This window comes from Pseudaminobacter soli (ex Li et al. 2025) (genome assembly GCF_003012705.1).
Lineage (GTDB): Bacteria > Pseudomonadota > Alphaproteobacteria > Rhizobiales > Rhizobiaceae > Pseudaminobacter > Pseudaminobacter soli.
Genome location: NZ_PXYL01000001.1, coordinates 117989 through 135449 on the forward strand (window position 1 = coordinate 117989; position 17461 = coordinate 135449).

General features: G+C 63.2%; 14 protein-coding genes and 1 other RNA gene. 7 read left to right on the forward strand and 8 right to left on the reverse strand.

Annotation, left to right across the window (positions count from 1 at the left end; genetic code table 11):
- Window positions 1–74: 74 nt before the first annotated feature.
- Window positions 75–686 (forward strand): winged helix DNA-binding protein, encoded by a 612-nt coding sequence (locus C7I85_RS00510; RefSeq protein ID WP_106722003.1) that lies wholly within the window; start codon window positions 75–77, stop codon window positions 684–686.
- Between the two features lie 40 nt (window positions 687–726).
- Here the strand turns inward: C7I85_RS00510 and C7I85_RS00515 are convergent, their stop codons facing one another.
- The 4 genes from C7I85_RS00515 to C7I85_RS00530 all read right to left on the reverse strand — a co-directional run bounded on the left by C7I85_RS00515 (window position 727) and on the right by C7I85_RS00530 (window position 5166).
- The gene (locus tag C7I85_RS00515; protein ID WP_106722004.1) at window positions 727–1404 is read right to left on the reverse strand and encodes a nitroreductase family protein; all 678 of its coding nucleotides are present in this window, start codon (window positions 1402–1404) and stop codon (window positions 727–729) included.
- A 68-nt stretch (window positions 1405–1472) separates the two neighbouring features.
- Window positions 1473–2792: a glucoamylase family protein gene (locus C7I85_RS00520; protein ID WP_106722005.1), complete on the reverse strand. Its 1320-nt coding sequence runs from the start codon at window positions 2790–2792 to the stop codon at window positions 1473–1475.
- 104 nt (window positions 2793–2896) lie between these two features.
- On the reverse strand, window positions 2897–4075 hold the full coding sequence (locus tag C7I85_RS00525; protein ID WP_106722006.1) for a lytic murein transglycosylase: 1179 nt from the start codon (window positions 4073–4075) through the stop codon (window positions 2897–2899).
- Window positions 4076–4350: 275 nt separating this feature from the next.
- Window positions 4351–5166 (reverse strand): glycoside hydrolase family 25 protein, encoded by an 816-nt coding sequence (locus tag C7I85_RS00530; protein WP_106722007.1) that lies wholly within the window; start codon window positions 5164–5166, stop codon window positions 4351–4353.
- A gap of 224 nt (window positions 5167–5390) precedes the next feature.
- Here C7I85_RS00530 and C7I85_RS00535 point away from each other — a divergent pair, with 224 nt between their 5' ends.
- Window positions 5391–6779, forward strand: a complete 1389-nt coding sequence (locus C7I85_RS00535) for a serine hydrolase domain-containing protein (protein WP_106722008.1) — start codon at window positions 5391–5393, stop codon at window positions 6777–6779.
- Window positions 6780–6783: 4 nt separating this feature from the next.
- On the opposite strand, the gene C7I85_RS00540 is transcribed toward C7I85_RS00535, so the two are convergent.
- Genes C7I85_RS00540 through C7I85_RS00550 form a run of 3 tightly spaced genes read right to left on the reverse strand, consistent with a single transcriptional unit; the run spans window position 6784 to window position 12420 of the window.
- A complete protein-coding gene (locus tag C7I85_RS00540) occupies window positions 6784–7431 on the reverse strand; it encodes a class I SAM-dependent methyltransferase (protein ID WP_106722009.1) in 648 nt (215 codons plus the stop codon).
- Window positions 7432–7441: 10 nt separating this feature from the next.
- Complete coding sequence (locus C7I85_RS00545) at window positions 7442–8734, reverse strand: DUF3419 family protein (RefSeq protein WP_106722010.1); 1293 nt, start codon at window positions 8732–8734, stop codon at window positions 7442–7444.
- Window positions 8735–8784: 50 nt separating this feature from the next.
- Complete coding sequence (locus tag C7I85_RS00550) at window positions 8785–12420, reverse strand: hydantoinase B/oxoprolinase family protein (protein ID WP_106722560.1); 3636 nt, start codon at window positions 12418–12420, stop codon at window positions 8785–8787.
- A gap of 223 nt (window positions 12421–12643) precedes the next feature.
- On the opposite strand from C7I85_RS00550, the gene C7I85_RS00555 reads away from it, so the two are divergent.
- The 5 genes from C7I85_RS00555 to rnpB all read left to right on the forward strand — a co-directional run bounded on the left by C7I85_RS00555 (window position 12644) and on the right by rnpB (window position 15925).
- Entirely contained in the window at window positions 12644–12847 is a 204-nt protein-coding gene (locus tag C7I85_RS00555) for a hypothetical protein (protein ID WP_106722011.1), read from the forward strand.
- Between the two features lie 166 nt (window positions 12848–13013).
- A complete protein-coding gene (locus C7I85_RS00560; RefSeq protein WP_106722012.1) occupies window positions 13014–13733 on the forward strand; it encodes a J domain-containing protein in 720 nt (239 codons plus the stop codon).
- Entirely contained in the window at window positions 13730–14494 is a 765-nt protein-coding gene (locus C7I85_RS00565) for an N-acetylmuramoyl-L-alanine amidase (protein WP_106722013.1), read from the forward strand. The genes C7I85_RS00560 and C7I85_RS00565 overlap by 4 nt, the downstream gene beginning before the upstream one ends.
- 186 nt (window positions 14495–14680) lie before the next feature.
- The gene (locus C7I85_RS00570; RefSeq protein ID WP_106722014.1) at window positions 14681–15439 is read left to right on the forward strand and encodes a lytic transglycosylase domain-containing protein; all 759 of its coding nucleotides are present in this window, start codon (window positions 14681–14683) and stop codon (window positions 15437–15439) included.
- An 88-nt stretch (window positions 15440–15527) separates the two neighbouring features.
- Window positions 15528–15925, forward strand: an RNA gene (rnpB, locus tag C7I85_RS00575) — RNase P RNA component class A.
- Window positions 15926–16073: 148 nt separating this feature from the next.
- Here rnpB and C7I85_RS00580 read toward each other — a convergent pair.
- Window positions 16074–17189 (reverse strand): cystathionine gamma-lyase, encoded by a 1116-nt coding sequence (locus tag C7I85_RS00580; protein WP_106722015.1) that lies wholly within the window; start codon window positions 17187–17189, stop codon window positions 16074–16076.
- Between the last annotated feature and the right edge of the window lie 272 nt (window positions 17190–17461).

The window sequence follows — 17461 nt, forward strand, 5'->3', positions numbered from 1 at the left end:
TAAGCGGCGTCTCCGCTCGCTCAAGGACGTGCCGCTATCTCGCCAAATGCGGTCATTTATGCTGTTGTCGGCTGATGGAAGATGATCGACTTGCCAGCGGTCGGCGCAAGCTGACCTTTCCGCTCTCCAAGGCCGGCGGCGCGCCGTTCGACCTCGAGATGCATTTGCCGTTCCGGCTGGCGGTGCTGGTGAACCTCTTGCAGGCGCAACGCGACCCGCAGGTGAAGGCGATGACAGATCTGGGACTGCGCGAACTGCGGGTGCTGCTCAATGTCGGCGCCTATATGCCGGTACGTGCGGCCGACATCGGCTACCAGACCCGGCTCGACCCCGGCACAATCAGCCGCGGCGTGGCGACGCTCGTCGAGCGCGGCTTTGTTGTCGCGTCGAGTGACCCGACCGACCAGCGCAGTTCACTGGTGGAGCTGACCGACAGCGGCCGCGAACTCTACGAGCAGGTGGCCGGCGTGCTCGGCCAGCGCGCCACCGAGATCGAAGAGGTGCTGGATCCGGGCGAGCGGGAGATGCTGTTCGACTTTCTCGCACGGCTGGAGGACAAAGCCGAAGAAGTGCTGGCGCGTCACGCGCTGGAGCGGCGCAGGAAGGGGCAGTCGCTCTCTGCCGACCAGCGCGAAATGCTGCGCTGGTATCGCCGCACAAGCGGCTCGAAGATGGAGGACGGGTAGGGGCAGGCGGTCGAGCCGCTGCCCCTCTCAACCACCCCCCTCAGATGAACGACGCGATCTGTTCCAGCGTCTTCTTCTTCAGCGCGTGCAGCGGCACGGTGGCGTCCTCTGCCGGATAGCCGACAACCAGGAGCATGAACGGCTTTTCGTGGTCGGGCCGGCTGCAGATGGTATTCAGGAAGTCCATGGGCTTGGGCGTATGCGTCAGCGTCACCAGCCCGCAGCTGTGCAGCGCGTTGATGAGGAAGCCGGTGGCGATGCCGACGGATTCAGCGATGTAGTAGTTCTTACGTTCCTCGCCGACCTCCGCGCCGCCGCGACGCTGGGCGAAGATGCCGATCAGCCAGGGCGCGATTTCGAGATAGGGTTTTTGCTCGTCGGTACCGAGCGGCGCCAGCGCGTCGAGCCAGGCTTCGCCGGCCTTGCGGTCGACATAGAAGGCGCGTTCCTCGATCTCGGCTTTCTCGCGGATTTCGCGCTTGGCGGCCGGATCGCTGATTGCCGAGAAAAACCAAGGCTGGTGGTTGGCCCCGCTTGGCGCGGTGCCGGCGGCCATGATGCAATTCTCGATGATTTCGCGCGGCACCGGGCGCGACGAGAAGCTGCGCACCGTGTGGCGTCGCTTGATCTCCTCGTAGAAGGAGTTGGCGCGCGCGATCATTTCGGACTGTTCCAGTTCGCGATAATCCGGCAGCGGCACGCTGTCATGGTCGCGCATGTCATTCTCCTCCAGAGCGATTTTGATGCTATTATTGTAATTACAATAAAATTATCGCGCAAGCGGTCCTAAAGCCAGCCGCCCGAAAAACCAGCCCGGTGCAGACCGTTCACCACGGGCTGGCAACGCCGCATGATGTCCCAGAGCAGACCGGTGCGATAATTCTCGATCATGAGCACTATCGGACCCTGGTCGATTCCGAAGTGATACGGCGACACCCACCAGCCCGTGGCGCTGTCTTTCACCGGAAACGTCCGGTTGAAGGAGGGCTTGAACCCGTAGAGGCGGGTCGCCCCCAGACGCAGCTGGACAAAATTCCGCGCCGTCGGGATGACGATTTCTGGTGCGAAGGGGAGCGAGGCCACTACCGCCCAGGGGGAGACCGTCCCGTCGTCCGGTCCGAATGGGGCGCCGCGGGCAAGATAGTCGAAGAACTTGCGTTTTACCCCGTTGATCGTGCGCGTGTGCCAGCCCGGGCCGTCGCTGGCGGTGAAACCCCAGCAATGTTCGCCGTAGCCGACGAACTCCATTGGATTGCGGATCGCATATTCCTGCTGCACGAATGTGGCGTGCCGGCTGTTCTGGAAGTAGTCGCTGCCGCGCTGCCGCATAAACTCGTCCCGGATGCCGTTGAAATCGATCCACATCTGCGACAGCTGGTGGGTGAAAAGCGGCCCCGAATAGAGCAGCTCGTGGCCATATATCTCCCTCCATTGGTAGGTGGAGGTGTAGGCGGCATAGCTTTCCGGCGGCAAAGGATGGGTCGGAGAGCCAAGACCAAGGATGTAGAGCAGAAGGCCCTCATCGTAGCCGCGCCAGCGGTATGGGATAAATCCGCTTTCCGGGCGCCAGCCATGGGTCAGTGTCGCCTCGCCGTCGCGAGCCCAGTTCCAGTCGGCGCGTTCGTAGAGCGCATTGGCGAGATGGCGGATTTCCGCCTCATCGGCAGTGTCCTGATCGAAATAGGCCGCGACCGTCAGGGCGCCTGCGAACAGGAACGCCGAGTCGATCGTCGACAACTCGCACTGCCAGACGCGGCGGCCGGTTTCCATGTCGAGGAAATGGTAGAAGAAGCCCTTGTAGCCGGAGGCGTCGGGCTCCGGGCCCTGCGGACATTCCATAAGGTAGCGCAGACGCCTGCGGGTGATCTTCGCGGCGAATGGCCTGTAGATGACACCGCGTTCGACGACCACCGGGATCGTCGACAGAGCCATCCCGATTGCCGCGATGCTCGACGGCGTTGCGGGGTTGGTATTGTCGCGAACCAGGCCGTTATCGGGATTGGTGACCTGCAGATAATAGAGCATGGTCGTGAACTGAAGCCGCGCCAGCTCTTCGTCGGTTACCGGCCGCTCCAGATTGACCTCGGTCTTCGGCATTTCGGTCATGGGTCAGCACCTCGCAACACACATCTAGATAGAGGGGAGATGAAACCCTTCTAGGAGATGCGGCTTGCGAGTGTGCCCGACCGGAAGGCCGATTGAAGGTTCGCTTAGAGCTTGGTCAGCAGTTCCGGGGTCGGCCAGCCGTCGACCGGTAAGCCGAGGCGGATCTGCTCCTGGCGGATCGCCTCGCGGGTATTGGTGCCCAGAACGCCGTCGATACCGCCGACATCGTAGCCCTTGTCATGCAGTTTCTGCTGTAGCTGCTTCATGGCTTCGCCGGTCAGCCCCTGCTCGGGGTTGCGCTTTTCGAAGGCCGGATCGCCGGCAAGGCGAGCGGCCAGATTGGCTGCGGTCAGCGTGTAGACGATCGACTGGTTCCACTGAAGGTAGATGTCAAAGTTGTCGTAGACGATGAAGGCTGGACCCTTGTGGCCCATGGGCAGCATTACGGCGGCTTTCGCGCCGGTGTCCTTGAGCGGGTTGCCGTCGCGATCCGTCACACCCCAGGCGATGAGCTGGGACATCGGAAGCTTGTTGGTGCGGCCGGTCTCCTCCCAGGGCATCTGGTCGGGCACGCGCACTTCCTGCAGCCAGGGCTCGCCGCGCTTCCAGCCGCGCGACTGGATCTTCTTGGCCGTGGTCATGATGACGTCGGGCACGCTGTTGCGCAGGTCGACGATGCCGTCGCCGTCGCCGTCCACGCCATTGTTCAAATAGTCGATGGGCAGGATCTGGGTCTGGCCAATTTCGCCGGCCCAGGCGCCCTTGACGTCGGCGGGCAGGACGCCGCGGTCGATCAGCGTGAGCAGCGGCACGATCTGCTTGCGGAAGAGTTCGGGCCGGCGGCAATCATGCGACAGCGTCACGAGAGCGTTCAGCGTGTGGAAGTCGCCCTGCACGGCGCCGAAATCAGTCTCCAGCGCCCAGAAGGCGGCAATCACCGGGCCGGGAACGCCATATTCCTGCTCGGCGCGAGCGAAGACGTCAGCATATTTCTTGAGGTTGGCCGCACCGTGCTTCAGGCGGTAGTCGGAAATCATGCGGGCGGAGAATTCGATGAAAGTCTGGCTGAACACGCCTTGGGCGCGGTCGCGCTGGAGGACCTTGGGGTCGATCTCTGCCTCGTCGAGCGCGGAAAGGCCCTTGTTGCCGACGCCGGCTGTGGCAGCCTCGGCATGCATGGCGCTCTTCCAGGCTTCGAAATCGCCGCCGCATTCCTGCGCCATGGCCGGCGAAGCAAAAAATGCCAACAGCGCCGCCGCCAGTGCCTTCTTGCGCACCACCATCTGACCTCTCCAAGCCCGTCCTGAAATTCGCATTATCGTCTGCCCGACCGAAATGGCAAAAAAACGGGCAGCCGGCCCATACCTCCGGTTGCGCGCGGATGGAAGCGGCTTTTGCTGCTCCAGGCCCCGTCTGACGGCGATTTGATCGCAAAAATGCGCTTATGCGGCAAAATGCCGGCGCGGCTCGGTTGAGATGCGATACAACCATATCGTGAGCTCATAAATTTGATCGAAGTGGTCTCACACCATTTCGACCAGATCTATGAGTCCAAGAGCTAACCCGCGTTTTCCCGCAGCCACTTCTTCCAGGCGGCCTCGTTGCCGTTGAAGACGTTGATGTCGGCATTGCCCTTGATGCCGGGGACGACGCCGGTGCCGGTATATTGCCAGAAGGCAAAGGGGTGGCTTCCGTAGCGCTCGCTCGGATGGCCGGCCACCGAGCGCAGCCAGTAGGGATATTCCCTGAAGCCCGCCAGCTGGTTGTCGTCGAAGAAGTCGATCGAGGTGTAGATGATCGGCTTCTTGCCGTAGTGCCTCTCGACGATCTCGAGGAACGTCTTCATCTCGCGGCGCACGGTCTCCGAGTCAGGCCTGAGCTTGCAGGTGGGCGACTGCGGGTTCCATTCCATGTCGAGCACCGGCGGCAGGGAATTGCGCTCGCGCGGCACGTTGCGGATGAACCAGGCCGCCTGTTCGGCGGCGGTGCGGCAGAAATAGTAGAAGTGATAGGCCGCGCGCGGTACGCCGGCTGCCTTGGTGGCCTTCCAGTGCTCGTCGAAATAGTCGTCGATGCGGTCGCCGCCTTCAGTTGCCTTGATGAAGGCAAACGAGATGCCGTTGGCCTTGGCCTGGGGCCAGTCGATCGAGCTCTGGTATTTCGACACGTCAGTGCCGTGGACAGGGTGCTCCCATGGCTTGCGGCCGGTCCAGTCGTGCGGCTTCACGTCGTCGAAGCGGGGATAGCGCAGCATCACCTCGCCCTGTGAGAGCGTCTGCGTGCCCGTGCGCCGGGAACTCGTCGGCGCGAGGTCGTCGACCGTGGTGCAGGCGCTGAGCACGCCAAGCAGGATGAGGGCCGCAAGACGGCGCATCGCTTCTCCCTTGAGCCGGTAGGCCGGCCCGTGATGCCGACAGGCGCGCGTCCCCGAACCGCGCGCAGATGATGATCTGGTGCCTCTCCCTCACGCTCGATGCCGTGGGGCAGAACCCTTTACGTCTTCGCTCAGCATGGTTGATTTTTGGTTGATGACGCTCTCGACAGGCCGGAAAATTTGCGGGACGAATGGCGGCGAGTCCACACCGGCGGGGAGACGGAATGCGCGTGATTCTGAAGATCGTGAAGTGGTTCGTAGGGCTTGTGCTGCTCGCGGCAGTCGCGCTCGGCATCTGGCTCTACGCCGCGCCGCCGGCACTCATCCGCGTTGCGGCGGGCTACACGGCCAAGATCGTCTGCTCCAATGTCTTCATCGCTGGCCGCGACCCCGAAGAGGTGCTGAAGGTCGACGTCCAGGCGCCCGGCCACCCGATCCTCAAATTGATGTCGGTCAAGGTCGACAGCGAGAAGGGCACGGTCTCGGCCGGGCTGCTGGGCCTGTTCGGCAGGGGGCTGGCGGTCGCGCGCGACAATGGCGGATGCGCCAACGTGCCGGATGGCGACATAAGGGAAGCAAAGCTCTTCTCGCAGGAGCCGCCTGCCGAAGGCACCAAGCCGGACGAATTGTGGCCGCAGGGCGAGCGCGTTGCGCCGTCGCAGAACCCTATCGTGTCGACAATCCTCGACGACGACGGCGCCACCGGTCCCGGCATGCGCGCTGTGGTGGTGGTCAAGGACGGCCGCATCATTGGCGAGCGCTATGGCGATGGCTTTACAGCCGCAACGCCGCTGCTCGGCTGGTCGATGACGAAGACCGTGAATGCCGCGCTCATCGGGACGCTGGTCAAGGACGGCAAGTTGTCCACTGACGCCACCAGCCTGTTCGAGGACTGGAAAGGCGACCGGCGCGAAAAGATCAGCCTTGCCGACCTGATGGCCATGTCGTCGGGCCTCGAATTCAACGAGGACTACGGCGACGTCACCGACGTCACGCGCATGCTCTACCTACGGTCCGACATGGCGGATTTTGCCATCGACAAGCCGCTCGTGGGCGAGATCGGCAAGGTGTGGAGCTATTCCAGCGGCACGGCGGTGATGTTGTCCCGCCTCTGGCAGAATGCCGTCGGCAACAAGGCGCTGGCGCTTGGATGGCCGCGCAAGGGGCTGTTCGATCCGCTGGGCATGACCAGTGCAATTATGGAAACCGATGCGAGCGGCACTTTCGTCGGTTCGTCCTATCTCTACGCCACCGCGCATGACTGGGCGCGTTTCGGCCAGTTCCTGACTGACGACGGCGTCTGGAACGGCACACCTCTGCTGCCGGCCGGCTTCGTGTCGTGGATGCGCGAGGCGGCGCCCGCCTCGAACGGCAAATATGGGCGCGGCCAGCTCTGGCTCGAAGGTCCGGACGGCGGCGACGAAGCAGACAACGCCAACGAAAAAGGTCTCGACCTGCCGGCAGACACGTTCTGGCTGCTCGGGCATGACGGCCAGTCCATTGCCGTCATCCCGTCGCAGAAGCTCGTCGTGGTGCGGCTCGGCCTGACGCCGGCCAAGCTCGGCTACAGGCCGCAGGCCATGGTGGCCGCGCTGGCCAAGGCGCTGGAGTAGGGGGCTACGCCCCCACCACCGCCTTGACGGCATAGCCGCGATAAAGCGTCTCGAAGAATACGCTCGAGGCGCGCTTGCCGGCCTCGACTTCCAGTTCCTGGCGCAGCGTTGCGCGCGGTTCGACATGGAATTTTGCCAGCCAGGCCCGCAGCATCGAGCGGAACCAGCGGGGCAGGCGCTCCTGCTGGCCGAAATCGACCACGTGCAGCGAGCCCTCGGGCTTCAGCACGGCCAGCGCCGCGCTGACGGTCTTTTCCCAGCCGGGGATCATAGACAGCGAGTAGGAGACAAACACCCGGTCGAATTTTTCGATGCCGAACAGCGCCTGCGCGTCGAAATCGCTGGCGTCGCCGCGCGCCAGCGTCACGCGGCCGGAAATGCCTTCGCGCGCAATTGCGGTCTTCGCGGTCTCCAGCATTTCGGCAGAAATATCCAGGCCATAGAAGTACGCATCCGGATAGCGCCGGGCGGCCAGCACGATGTTGCGCCCGGTGCCGCAACCCAGCTCCAGCACGCTGCCGCCGGCCGGCACGTTGAGCCCGTCGATCATGCGGTCGCGGCCCAGCAGATAATATTTGCGCGTCACATCGTAGATGTGGCGCTGATGCCGGTAGATGCTGTCCATCAGCCCGGAGTGATCCGTTCCGCTCATGGAAAACCTCTCAGTTCTTCACGTAAAGATGGAAGCCGCCATAGATGGCGGAATGATCGCGGGCCGAGAACTCGCGCGATTTTTCCGCCTCGTACCGCCACTGGTCGAGCAAGGCGATCGACAGGCGGCCAGGCAACAGGCTCGGCTCGGCGGCGGTGCGGAAGATGACGCGCGCGCCGGGTGCGGCGGTGCGGCTTATTTCGGTCCACAGCGCGTTCAACTGCTCGTCGCTCATCCAGTCCTGCGCGTCGAGCAGGATGAAGCGGTCGACCGAGCCAGCCGGCTTGCCGGCAAGAAGCTCGGTGAAATTCGCGTGGTGCACGCTCACGCGGTCGAGATTGTCTCGGATCGTGGCGTAGTTTTCCGCCTCGAGATAGGCGGGCAGGGCGGCCTCGCCGGGCTCTGGATAACGGCGCGCCAGCGCCTGCCAGGCGAAGTAGTTGTCCTTCAGCGCAAAGTGGCAGGTCAGCTTTTCCAGTCGCGCCGAAAGCACGCTCGCCATGGTGCCGTCGCCCGAGGTGATCAGCTTGTCATATTGTGCCGGCGGAATGCCGAGACCGAACAGCGACGACTTGCGCGAGGTGGCCCAGCGTACCAGCTTGCGGCGGAAAATCGGCTCCAGCTGTTCCTTGAAAAAGCGGCGCTGCTCGGCAATCGTGGTGGCCGACATCATCTCCGAAACATCCACGCCATAGAGGCGGGCCGTGCGGTGCCCGGCGGCGATGAACAGGCCGAGCAGACCCTTACGGTAGAAATTGTTGTCAAAGTCGGCGATGCGGCGCTTGCCGCGCCAGCTGCGCTTTTCCCAATAGGCGCGCGTCGTGCGGTCGAGATGCGGCGCGACGAAGCGGTCGTAGGCGGCGGAATTGTGCGGGTTGCCGGGGCTGCCGAAGAAGCGGAACAGGTCGGTCTGCGAGGGCAGGTGGGCAACTGCCGCGAGCTTCATGCGGTTCAGCGCGATATGGGCGGTGTTGAGGTCGACAGCGTCGATATGTGCCGGCGACCGGGTCAGGTAGGCCAGGATGTTGCAGCCGCCCGATGCGATGGTGACGACGCGGTGGCCTTCGCCGAGTTCCATCGCCTCCATGTCGACTTCCGGGTCTTCCCAGATCTGCGGATAGACGAGGCCGGAGAACAGCAAGGTGAAGAGGCGTTCCGATACCCCTTCCTTGGAAAGCGCGCGGTTGCGGTAGACTGCTTTTCCAAGGCGCTTGTTGCGGGCGAAACCGATTTCCGAGGACAGGTCGGCCATGGCAAGGAGATTCCCCGTTTGCGTTGGAGCAAGCGGGTAACGCAGCGGCATGACAGGCCGGTGACAGTTTGGTGGCGAAGCACAATCGCTCGCCGGACGCCTCACACCTTTCCAAAACCTCCTGGCGTCGGCGTCGTCACGATCACGGCTTCGCCGGCTTCCAGCACCGTCTGGTCGCAGGCCTTGAGCATCTCGATGCGCCCATCGCTGCGGCGCACCTTGGTCGAGCCGACCTGGCCGTCGCCGCCGCCCTCCAGCCCGCGCGGCGGGTGCGAGCGGTGGGACGAGAGGATGGCGCACTCCATTTTCTCCAGGAAGCGGATGGTGCGGCGCGTGCCATCGCCGGCTTGCCACTTGCCCTTGCCCCCCGATCCCTCACGGATATGGAAATCTTCCAGCAGCACCGGGAACCGCAGTTCGAGGATCTCCGGGTCGGTCAGGCGGGAATTGGTCATATGCGTGTGCACGCCAGACGTGCCGTCAAATCCGCGGCCGTTGTTCATCCTGCCGGCCGGCGAGCCGGAACAGATGGTTTCATAATACTGGTACTTCTTGTTCCCGAAGGTGAGGTTGTTCATCGTACCCTGCGCATTGGCCAGCGCGCCCATGGCGCCGAACAGAGCGTTGGTCACATGCTGCGAGGTCTCGACATTGCCCGCCACCACGGCGGCCGGGTAGCTGGGCTTGAGCATGCAGCCTTCGGGGATAACGATGTTGACCGGCCTGAGGCAGCCGGCATTCATCGGGATCTGGTCCTCGACCATGACGCGGAAGGCATAGAGCACGGCCGCGCGGGTCACGGGCTCGGGGGCGTTGAAGTTGTTCTTCATCACCGGAGACGTGCCGGTGAAATCAACCGTCGCCTCGCGCTTGTCGCGATCGACGGTGATCTTCACCTTGATCACCTGACCCGTATCGGTCGGGTATTCGTACCCTGCGCTGTCGGGCAGGCGGTCGAGCACGCGGCGCACGCTTTCGGCGGCGTTGTCCTGCACATGGCCCATATAGGCCTCGACCACGTCGAGCCCGAAATGCCCCATCATCTTACGCAGTTCGGCCACGCCCTTTTCGTTGGCGGCGATCTGAGCCTTCAGGTCGGCGACATTCTGCTGCGGGTTGCGGGCCGGGTAGGGGTGGTCGGTCAGGAGCTGCAACAACGCCGCTTCGCGGAACCGTCCACGCTCCACGAGGCGAAAATTGTCGAACAGAACGCCTTCCTCGTCGACCGTGGTGGCCAGCGGCGTCATAGAGCCCGGTGCCGTGCCGCCGACATCGGCGTGGTGGCCGCGCGAGGCCGCGTAGAACAGGATCTCCTTGCCCGCATCATCAAATACCGGCGTCACCACTGTGATGTCGGGCAAATGCGTGCCGCCATTATAAGGAGCGTTGAGCGCGAAGACGTCGCCGGGATGGATGTCGCCCTGGTTGAGGCGAATGATCGTTTCCACCGAGCGGTCCATGGAGCCCAGATGCACCGGCATGTGCGGGGCGTTGGCGACCAGCGCACCGGTGCGGTCGAAGACTGCGCAGGAGAAGTCCAGCCGCTCCTTGATGTTGACCGAATAGGCTGTGTTCTGCAGCGTCACGCCCATCTGCTCGGCGATGGACATGAAGAGGTTGTTGAAGACCTCGAGCATGACCGGGTCGGCCTCGGTGCCGAGGGCTGCCTTGCGGCGCTTCTTCTCCGTACGGCGCATCAGCACGTGGTCCTTGGCGGTGATCTCGGCCTGCCAACCGGGCTCGACCACGATGGTCTGGTGGCTTTCGATGATCAGCGCCGGCCCGGCGACCTTGCTGCCGAGCGATAGCGCCTCGCGGCGGAACACGCCGGCATCGTGCCAAGCGCCTTCGCTGTAGAGCCGGCGCGTTTCGCCCGGCTTCGGCGCGAGGCCGGCGAGGGGGCGATCGCGCTCGTCGCGGCCGCGACCGCTGGTGTCGGTGCCTTCGACGCCGACGGCTTCGACGATCATCGGCTTGTTGCCGTAGATGAAGCCGAACTGAGCCTTGTGCGCGGCCTCGAAGTCGGCGATCGCCTGCGAAACCGAGCCTGCCTCGAAGTTGACCGGGAGCGCGGTGTCGGTGCCGTCATAGCGCACCTGCAGCACCGGGCGCGAGGCGACATCGGCTTCTGCAATGCCCTGGCTGGCGAGTTCGGCGAGCACATCTCGGCGCAACGTGGCGATCAGATCGTTGATCGCATCGAGCGAAGCTTCCGCCAGCGGCTTCAAGAGCGCCTGCTGACGCGAGGCGAAGACCGCCGAGAGCCCGATTCCGTAGGCGGAAAGGAGGCCGGAGAAGGGATGGATCAGCACTGCTTCCATGCCCAGAGCATCGGCCACCAGGCAGGCATGTTGCCCGCCGGCGCCGCCGAAGCAGTTGAGCAGATATTCTGTGACGTCGTAGCCGCGCTGGACGGAGATCTTCTTGATGGCGTTGGCCATGTTCTCAACCGCAATGGTGATGAAACCTTCGGCCACCGCCTCGGGGCTGCGGCCGTTGCTGATTTCGGCGGCCAGCGCCGCGAATTTTTCGCGCACACTGTCGATATCGAGCGGCTGGTCCTGGTTAGGGCCGAAGATCGCGGGGAAGAAGTCGGGCTGCAGCTTGCCGAGCATGACATTGGCGTCGGTGACCGCGAGCGGCCCGCCGCGGCGATAGCAGGCGGGGCCGGGATTGGCGCCGGCCGAATCCGGCCCGGCGCGGAAGCGCCCGGCCTCGAAATGCAGGACGGAGCCGCCGCCGGCGGCGACGGTGTGGATGCGCATCATCGGTGCGCGCACGCGTACGCCGGCCACTTCGGTGTCGAAGGCGCGTTCATATTCGCCGTCAAAGTGGGCAACGTCGGTGGAGGTGCCGCCCATGTCGAAGCCGATCACCTTGTCGAAGCCGGCAAGCTTGGCCGTCTCCACCATGCCGACCACGCCGCCCGCCGGGCCGGACAGCAGCGCGTCCTTGCCCTGGAACATGTCGGCGGCGGTGAGCCCGCCCGACGACATCATGAACATGAGGCGGGGAGAACTGGCCTCCGCCGCTTTGTCCATTCCCAGCTCCCTCGCCACCTGGCTCACATAGCGCGACAGGATCGGCGAGAGATATGCATCGACCACCGTCGTATCGCCGCGGCCGACGAGCTTCACCAGCGGCGAGACCTCGTGGCTGACCGAGACCTGGCCGAAGCCCAGCGCGCGGCAGTACTTTGCCATCGCCTGCTCATGCTCGGGGAATTTCCACGCATGCATGAAGACGATGGCGACCGCGTCGATGCCGTCCTGCTTCGCCTGCTCGATCTCAGGCTGGATCGACGCCATGTCGAGCAGGCGCTCGACGCAGCCATTGGCGCGCACGCGTTCATCGACTTCGATGACGCGCTCGTAGAGTTGTTCGGGAAGGATGATTTCCTTGGCAAAAATGTCCGGCCGGGCCTGGTAAGCAATGCGCACCGCATCGCGGAACCCCTTGGTGATGAGCAAAAGCACCCGGTCGCCCTTGCGCTCCAGCAGCGCATTGGTGGCAACGGTCGTGCCCATCTTGATGTCGCCGATGCGTTCCGAGGGGATCGGCTCGCCGGCCCTGACGCCGAGCAGGTCGCGGATGCCCTGGATCGCGGCGTCACAATAGGCTTCAGGATTTTCGGACAGGAGTTTTCTGGGGTGCAGCCCACCCTCGGGATCACGGCCGATTATGTCGGTGAAGGTGCCCCCGCGATCGATCCAGAAATCCCATTTCTTCGTGCTCATCATTCCCTCGGGTCGGTTGGTCCTGGGGTTATTGCAGCGATGTCGCCGGAACATCAATGCTCGATGCGAAAGTCATGATCTTACCTCCGCACGGCTCGGCAAAAAGCTGTCCTGACGAAATGTTTCCTTGTGTCAGCGTAAGTGACGCAACCGTTTCCCGCCTTTCCCGTTCTTGCGATGACTTGCCCGGTTCGCCGGGCACTGGCTGTGAAGGAGATTTGTAATGAGGAAGGTTATTCTCGCGTCCGTTTCCGCTGTCGCTCTGTTCGGCATCGCCGCATGCAGCGAGAGCAGCGACAAGACGACGACGCAGAGCACCAAGCCGGCAACCACAGAAAAGTCGACGCCTCCGGCAGCCGCACCGAGCACCACAACGCCTCCAGCCGGCGGCCAGGAGCAGCCCAAGCCGGCAGCCCCGGCGCAGTGATTTAGTGCCAGTCGAGTACGTGTAATCTGAGTACGCGTGATCTGAGTAAAACCATGCCACGGGAAAAGGCCGGTCGCGATCGGCCTTTTCCCGCGTGCCGTTAAAGCGCAAATCCTGCTAGCAATGGGCCTCGCATAAAGCCGGATTTCCCCTTAAAGAAGTGGCCATGTCGATTTGGGATCGCATAGGCGACTTCGTCATCCGCATTTCCAATTCCGCTAAGGCCGGTGTTTCCGACCTCGTGGAAGCCTTGCGCACGGTGTTCGAAGGCGATGCCGAACTGCGGCGCCGCGTTGCCTTCTCGGTGGCGATGATCGCGCTTTCGGCCAAGATGGCCAAGGCTGACGGGGTCGTCACCCAGGACGAGATCCATGCCTTCCGCGAGATTTTTTCGGTCCCGCCGGAAGAAGCGCGCAACGTGGCGCGGCTCTATGACATCGCCAAGCAGGACGTCGCCGGTTTTGAAATCTATGCGGAGCGCATGGCCAGGCTCTGCGGCACCGGGCACAAGAATTGCGCGATGCTGGAGGACATTCTCGACGGCCTGTTCCACATCGCCAAGGCGGACGGCGTTCTGCATGAGCGCGAGAGCTACTTTCTCAAGCGCGTGTCCGAGATATTCGAGATCTCGGACGAGCATTACCAGACCATCCTCGCGCGGCACCTCGATCTTGGCGAAACCGATCCCTACCGTGTGCTCGGCATCGAGCGCGGTCGTCCCTTTGCCGACGTGCGCGCGCACTATCGCCGCCTTATCGCGCATCATCATCCCGACCGCCTGATTGCGCGCGGCCTGCCGGAAGAGTTCGTCCGGATTGCCACGACGCGGGTTGCCGCGATCAACGCCGCCTATGAGCTGATCGAAAAGTCGGCGCGCGCGGCATGAGCGGCTTCTCGCCTGACTTTGCCGGTGCTGAGGTTCGCGTCTCCCCGAATTTCACGCAGCGCCGGGGCACCGATAGGCCCGACATGGTTATCCTTCATTACACGGGTATGCCGACGGGCGCGGAGGCAGAGGCCTGGCTGTGCGATCCCGCCAGCGAGGTCTCGTCGCATTATCTCGTCCACGAGGACGGACGCGTCGTGCAGATGGTGCGCGAGAGCGACCGCGCCTGGCATGCAGGCAAGAGCTCCTGGCGCGGCATTACCGACGTGAATTCGTGGTCGGTGGGCATCGAAATCGTCAATCCGGGGCACACGCTGGGCTATACGGCCTTCCCGAAGTGCCAGATTGAGGCCGTAATTGCGCTCTGCGGTAACATAATCGTGCGTCACGGCATCGTTCCGGAAAGAATTTTAGCACATTCTGATGTGGCACCCGGTCGCAAAGTTGACCCCGGCGAAAAGTTCCCTTGGCGAGCTTTGGCGCGGGGCGGCGTTGGCCATTTCGTCGAGCCGGCGCACGTGAAAAACGGGCCGGTATTGCGGCCAGGCGACAACGGCGCCGAAGTCGAGAAACTTCAGTCGATGCTTTCGCTCTATGGCTATGGCGTTGAAATAACGGGAAGTTTCGATCGCGAGACGGAAATCGTCGTCGCTGCGTTCCAGCGCCATTTCCGTCCGCGCAAGGTGGACGGCGTTGCCGATCCCTCGACGATCGAGACGCTCCGTCGTCTCCTTTTGGCGCTTCGCCACAAGCCGGCCTAGGCGCGCCGGATCGCGGTATCAAATTACATACTGTTACTTAATGTGATTTAAGTGGCCTTCATTGCCGCCCAATCGCTTGGCAAATCCCTCCCCGTGTGACGGCAAGCTATTCAATAGATGGCTGGCTGTTGAGTAAGGGTAGCTGCATGAAGACCCTTCATGCGGCCAATAAAAGACAAGGTACACATGAAACGAATGACCGCGATGGCGGCAGCCATTGCTGCCGCGTTCACCAGCTTTGCCGCAAACGCGCAGCCCCTCGTGTCGAAGGACTCCGATTCAGCTGACAATGCTTCTGTCGTATCTGCGGTTGACGGAAACAACTCCCTGCCAGGCGTGTGGGGATCCAACAATTCGCTCGACCTTACCGCTGCCCATGGGATGAGGGCTAAGAAGGGCAAGGCCGCGCGTGTGAAGCACTCGAAGCACAGCCGCCACCATGCCAGCCTCGGTGGCAAGCACCGCGTCAAGGTGGCCCTGAACACCCGCGGCGGTGGTCTCCCGGGCGTTGATCCCGTGCGCACCGGCTCGATCGCCCAGAACGCTGCTGCTGCCACGCCGCAGCTCGCCAAGGCGCAGTACAGCACGATCGTTTCCCGCTATGCCGCCGCCTATGGCGTTCCGGCGGAACTCGCTCATGCCGTTATCAAGGTGGAGAGCAACTACCGCGCCAATGCTCGCGGCGGTGCCGGTGAAATCGGCCTGATGCAGATCAAGCCCGCCACCGCCCGCATGATGGGCTACAGCGGCGGCGCCAGCGGCCTGTTCAACCCCGAGACCAACATCAAGTACGGCATGAAGTATCTGGCCCAGGCCCACTCGCTCAGCGGTGGCACCACTTGCGGCACGATCCTGAAGTACAATGCCGGCCACGGCGCCAAGCGCATGAACCCGGTTTCGGCAGCTTACTGCAGCAAGGTCAAGCAGCAGCTCGCGATGAACTAAAGCGAGCTTGGGGGACAATTCTCATCAAGCTCGGTCCAGCCGGCAGTTTTCGTTTGCGTTTTGATGCGCGAATGACTTTATACGCATGCCAGCTGGCCGGGCGGCCGCACCCGCAAGAGTCGAAAGACCGCGGGTGAGGAAAGTCCGGGCTCCATGGAAACACGGTGCCGGATAACGTCCGGCGGGGGTGACCCCAGGGATAGTGCCACAGAAAGCAAACCGCCGCGGATTCCGCGGTAAGGGTGAAAGGGTGGGGTAAGAGCCCACCGCGCGACTGGCGACAGGAGCGGCACGGTAAACCCCACCGGGAGCAAAACCGAATAGGGATGACATGAGGGGCGACCCTCAGGGCTGTTTCTGGCTTCGTCATCCGGGTAGGTTGCGTGAGGCGCATGGCAACATGCGCCCAAGATGAATGGCCGCCACGTTCTTGTGCCGCAAGGCACAAGGGCCATACAGAACCCGGCTTACAGGCCGGCTGGCACACCTTTTTTTCCCAAAATCCCGGCATATGCCGGGTGTTGCGGGTCGGGTTGAGCGGCGGTCATCCTGACGGATGCCCTTGATCCGCTCTATTTCATTGTTTAGCCGCATTTGTGCGACGCCAAGCGATCCCGCTTGGCTGCAAAATGCTCTAGCCGCCGACCCGATCGAGCGACGCTTCTATCGCCGCCCAAAGTTTCTCAACCGGCTCGCAGCCTACCGCAATGCGCACGAAGCCCGGTGCCACGGCGTCGCCGCGCTTGTTGCGCCGCTCGGCGGATGTGTGGACGCTGCCGAAGGAAGTTGCGGCCTGCATCAGCGGGCAGCCATTGATGAAATCCTCCGCCTTGTCTGCCGTCGCCAGCACGAGGCTGACCAGGAAGCCGAAACGCTCCATCTGGGCGCGCGCGAGATTGTGCGAGGGGTCGTCCTCTAGGCCCGGATACCGCACCATCTGAACCGCCGGATGCTGCTTCAGCCGCCGGGCGATGGTTTCGGCCGACGAGCACATGCGATCGAAGCGCACCTCGAGCGTTTCGAGGCCACGATGCACGAGCCAGGCGTCGAATGGGCTCGGAATGCTGCCGGACATTGTCCGCCAGTCGTGCACGGCGGCCATGATTTCCTCGTCGCGGCTGGCGACGTGGCCGAACAGCGCGTCGGAATGGCCGTTGGGCGCCTTGGTGTCGGCGGCGACGACGATGTCGGCCCCGAGTTCCAGCGGGCGCTGGCCATAGGGCGTCATGGTGGTGTTGTCGACAACCACGATCGCGCCCGCCGCATGCGCAGCAGCCGCTACCGCCGCGATGTCACAGATATCGAGGTTAGGATTCGACGGGCTTTCGACGAAGACCAATTGGTAGCCTTCGAAGCCGCCATCCAAAAAGGTCGCGGTCGGCCGCGTGTCGATGCTTATGCCGAGCTTGGTGAGGAAGCGGTCCGCCAGAATGCGCGTGGTGTGATAGCCGTCCGCCGGCAGCAGGATGCGGTCGCCGGTTTTGAGCAGCGCGAACATCACCGCGGCAATCGCCGCCATGCCGGAAGGAAATGCCAGGCTCCTGGCGTCTTCGAGATGCGTCAGCATCTCCTCGACTGCATCCCAAGTCGGGTTCGAAAACCGCCCATATTGATGCACGCCAGTCGAATCGCCGGGCGTGTGGAAGGTCGCGGCCGAGACGAGGGGGAGGGGAACGGGATCGCCGGGTTCGAGGGTCCTGCCGCGGAGGTGGACGAGCGAGGCGGCGCGCGACTTCATGGATTGGGTCATTGTTTGCTGGCTTTCGGCGATTTTTTGCGGACCGACGCAAGCTATTCCGGCAAGGCGCGCGGCACAAGGATGGGCACCTCGGGTAACCGCTTCTAAACGTTTCGTTAGTCTTAATGGAGGATAAAGACGGCAATGCCGCCAATGTTGCCGCAAGCGACGGATAGGCGGGAGTTGTGCAGCCTGTTCCCGTTGACGCCCATATTGGCCCATGTTATCCCACTCGGACAATCAAGACTTCGTTTCGGTCCTGGGTGAAGCGTCCCCCAAATGCG

Excerpts from the sequence above, each read along its gene's own strand:
- C7I85_RS00510 (WP_106722003.1), top strand. The coding sequence starts at position 75 with ATGGAAGATGATCGACTTGCCAGCGGTCGGCGCAAGCTGACCTTTCCG.
- C7I85_RS00515 (WP_106722004.1), bottom strand. The coding sequence starts at position 1,404 with ATGCGCGACCATGACAGCGTGCCGCTGCCGGATTATCGCGAACTGGAA.
- C7I85_RS00520 (WP_106722005.1), bottom strand. The coding sequence starts at position 2,792 with ATGACCGAAATGCCGAAGACCGAGGTCAATCTGGAGCGGCCGGTAACC.
- C7I85_RS00525 (WP_106722006.1), bottom strand. The coding sequence starts at position 4,075 with ATGGTGGTGCGCAAGAAGGCACTGGCGGCGGCGCTGTTGGCATTTTTT.
- C7I85_RS00530 (WP_106722007.1), bottom strand. The coding sequence starts at position 5,166 with ATGCGCCGTCTTGCGGCCCTCATCCTGCTTGGCGTGCTCAGCGCCTGC.
- C7I85_RS00535 (WP_106722008.1), top strand. The coding sequence starts at position 5,391 with ATGCGCGTGATTCTGAAGATCGTGAAGTGGTTCGTAGGGCTTGTGCTG.
- C7I85_RS00540 (WP_106722009.1), bottom strand. The coding sequence starts at position 7,431 with ATGAGCGGAACGGATCACTCCGGGCTGATGGACAGCATCTACCGGCAT.
- C7I85_RS00545 (WP_106722010.1), bottom strand. The coding sequence starts at position 8,734 with ATGCCGCTGCGTTACCCGCTTGCTCCAACGCAAACGGGGAATCTCCTT.
- C7I85_RS00550 (WP_106722560.1), bottom strand. The coding sequence starts at position 12,420 with ATGAGCACGAAGAAATGGGATTTCTGGATCGATCGCGGGGGCACCTTC.
- C7I85_RS00555 (WP_106722011.1), top strand. The coding sequence starts at position 12,644 with ATGAGGAAGGTTATTCTCGCGTCCGTTTCCGCTGTCGCTCTGTTCGGC.
- C7I85_RS00560 (WP_106722012.1), top strand. The coding sequence starts at position 13,014 with ATGTCGATTTGGGATCGCATAGGCGACTTCGTCATCCGCATTTCCAAT.
- C7I85_RS00565 (WP_106722013.1), top strand. The coding sequence starts at position 13,730 with ATGAGCGGCTTCTCGCCTGACTTTGCCGGTGCTGAGGTTCGCGTCTCC.
- C7I85_RS00570 (WP_106722014.1), top strand. The coding sequence starts at position 14,681 with ATGAAACGAATGACCGCGATGGCGGCAGCCATTGCTGCCGCGTTCACC.
- C7I85_RS00580 (WP_106722015.1), bottom strand. The coding sequence starts at position 17,189 with ATGACCCAATCCATGAAGTCGCGCGCCGCCTCGCTCGTCCACCTCCGC.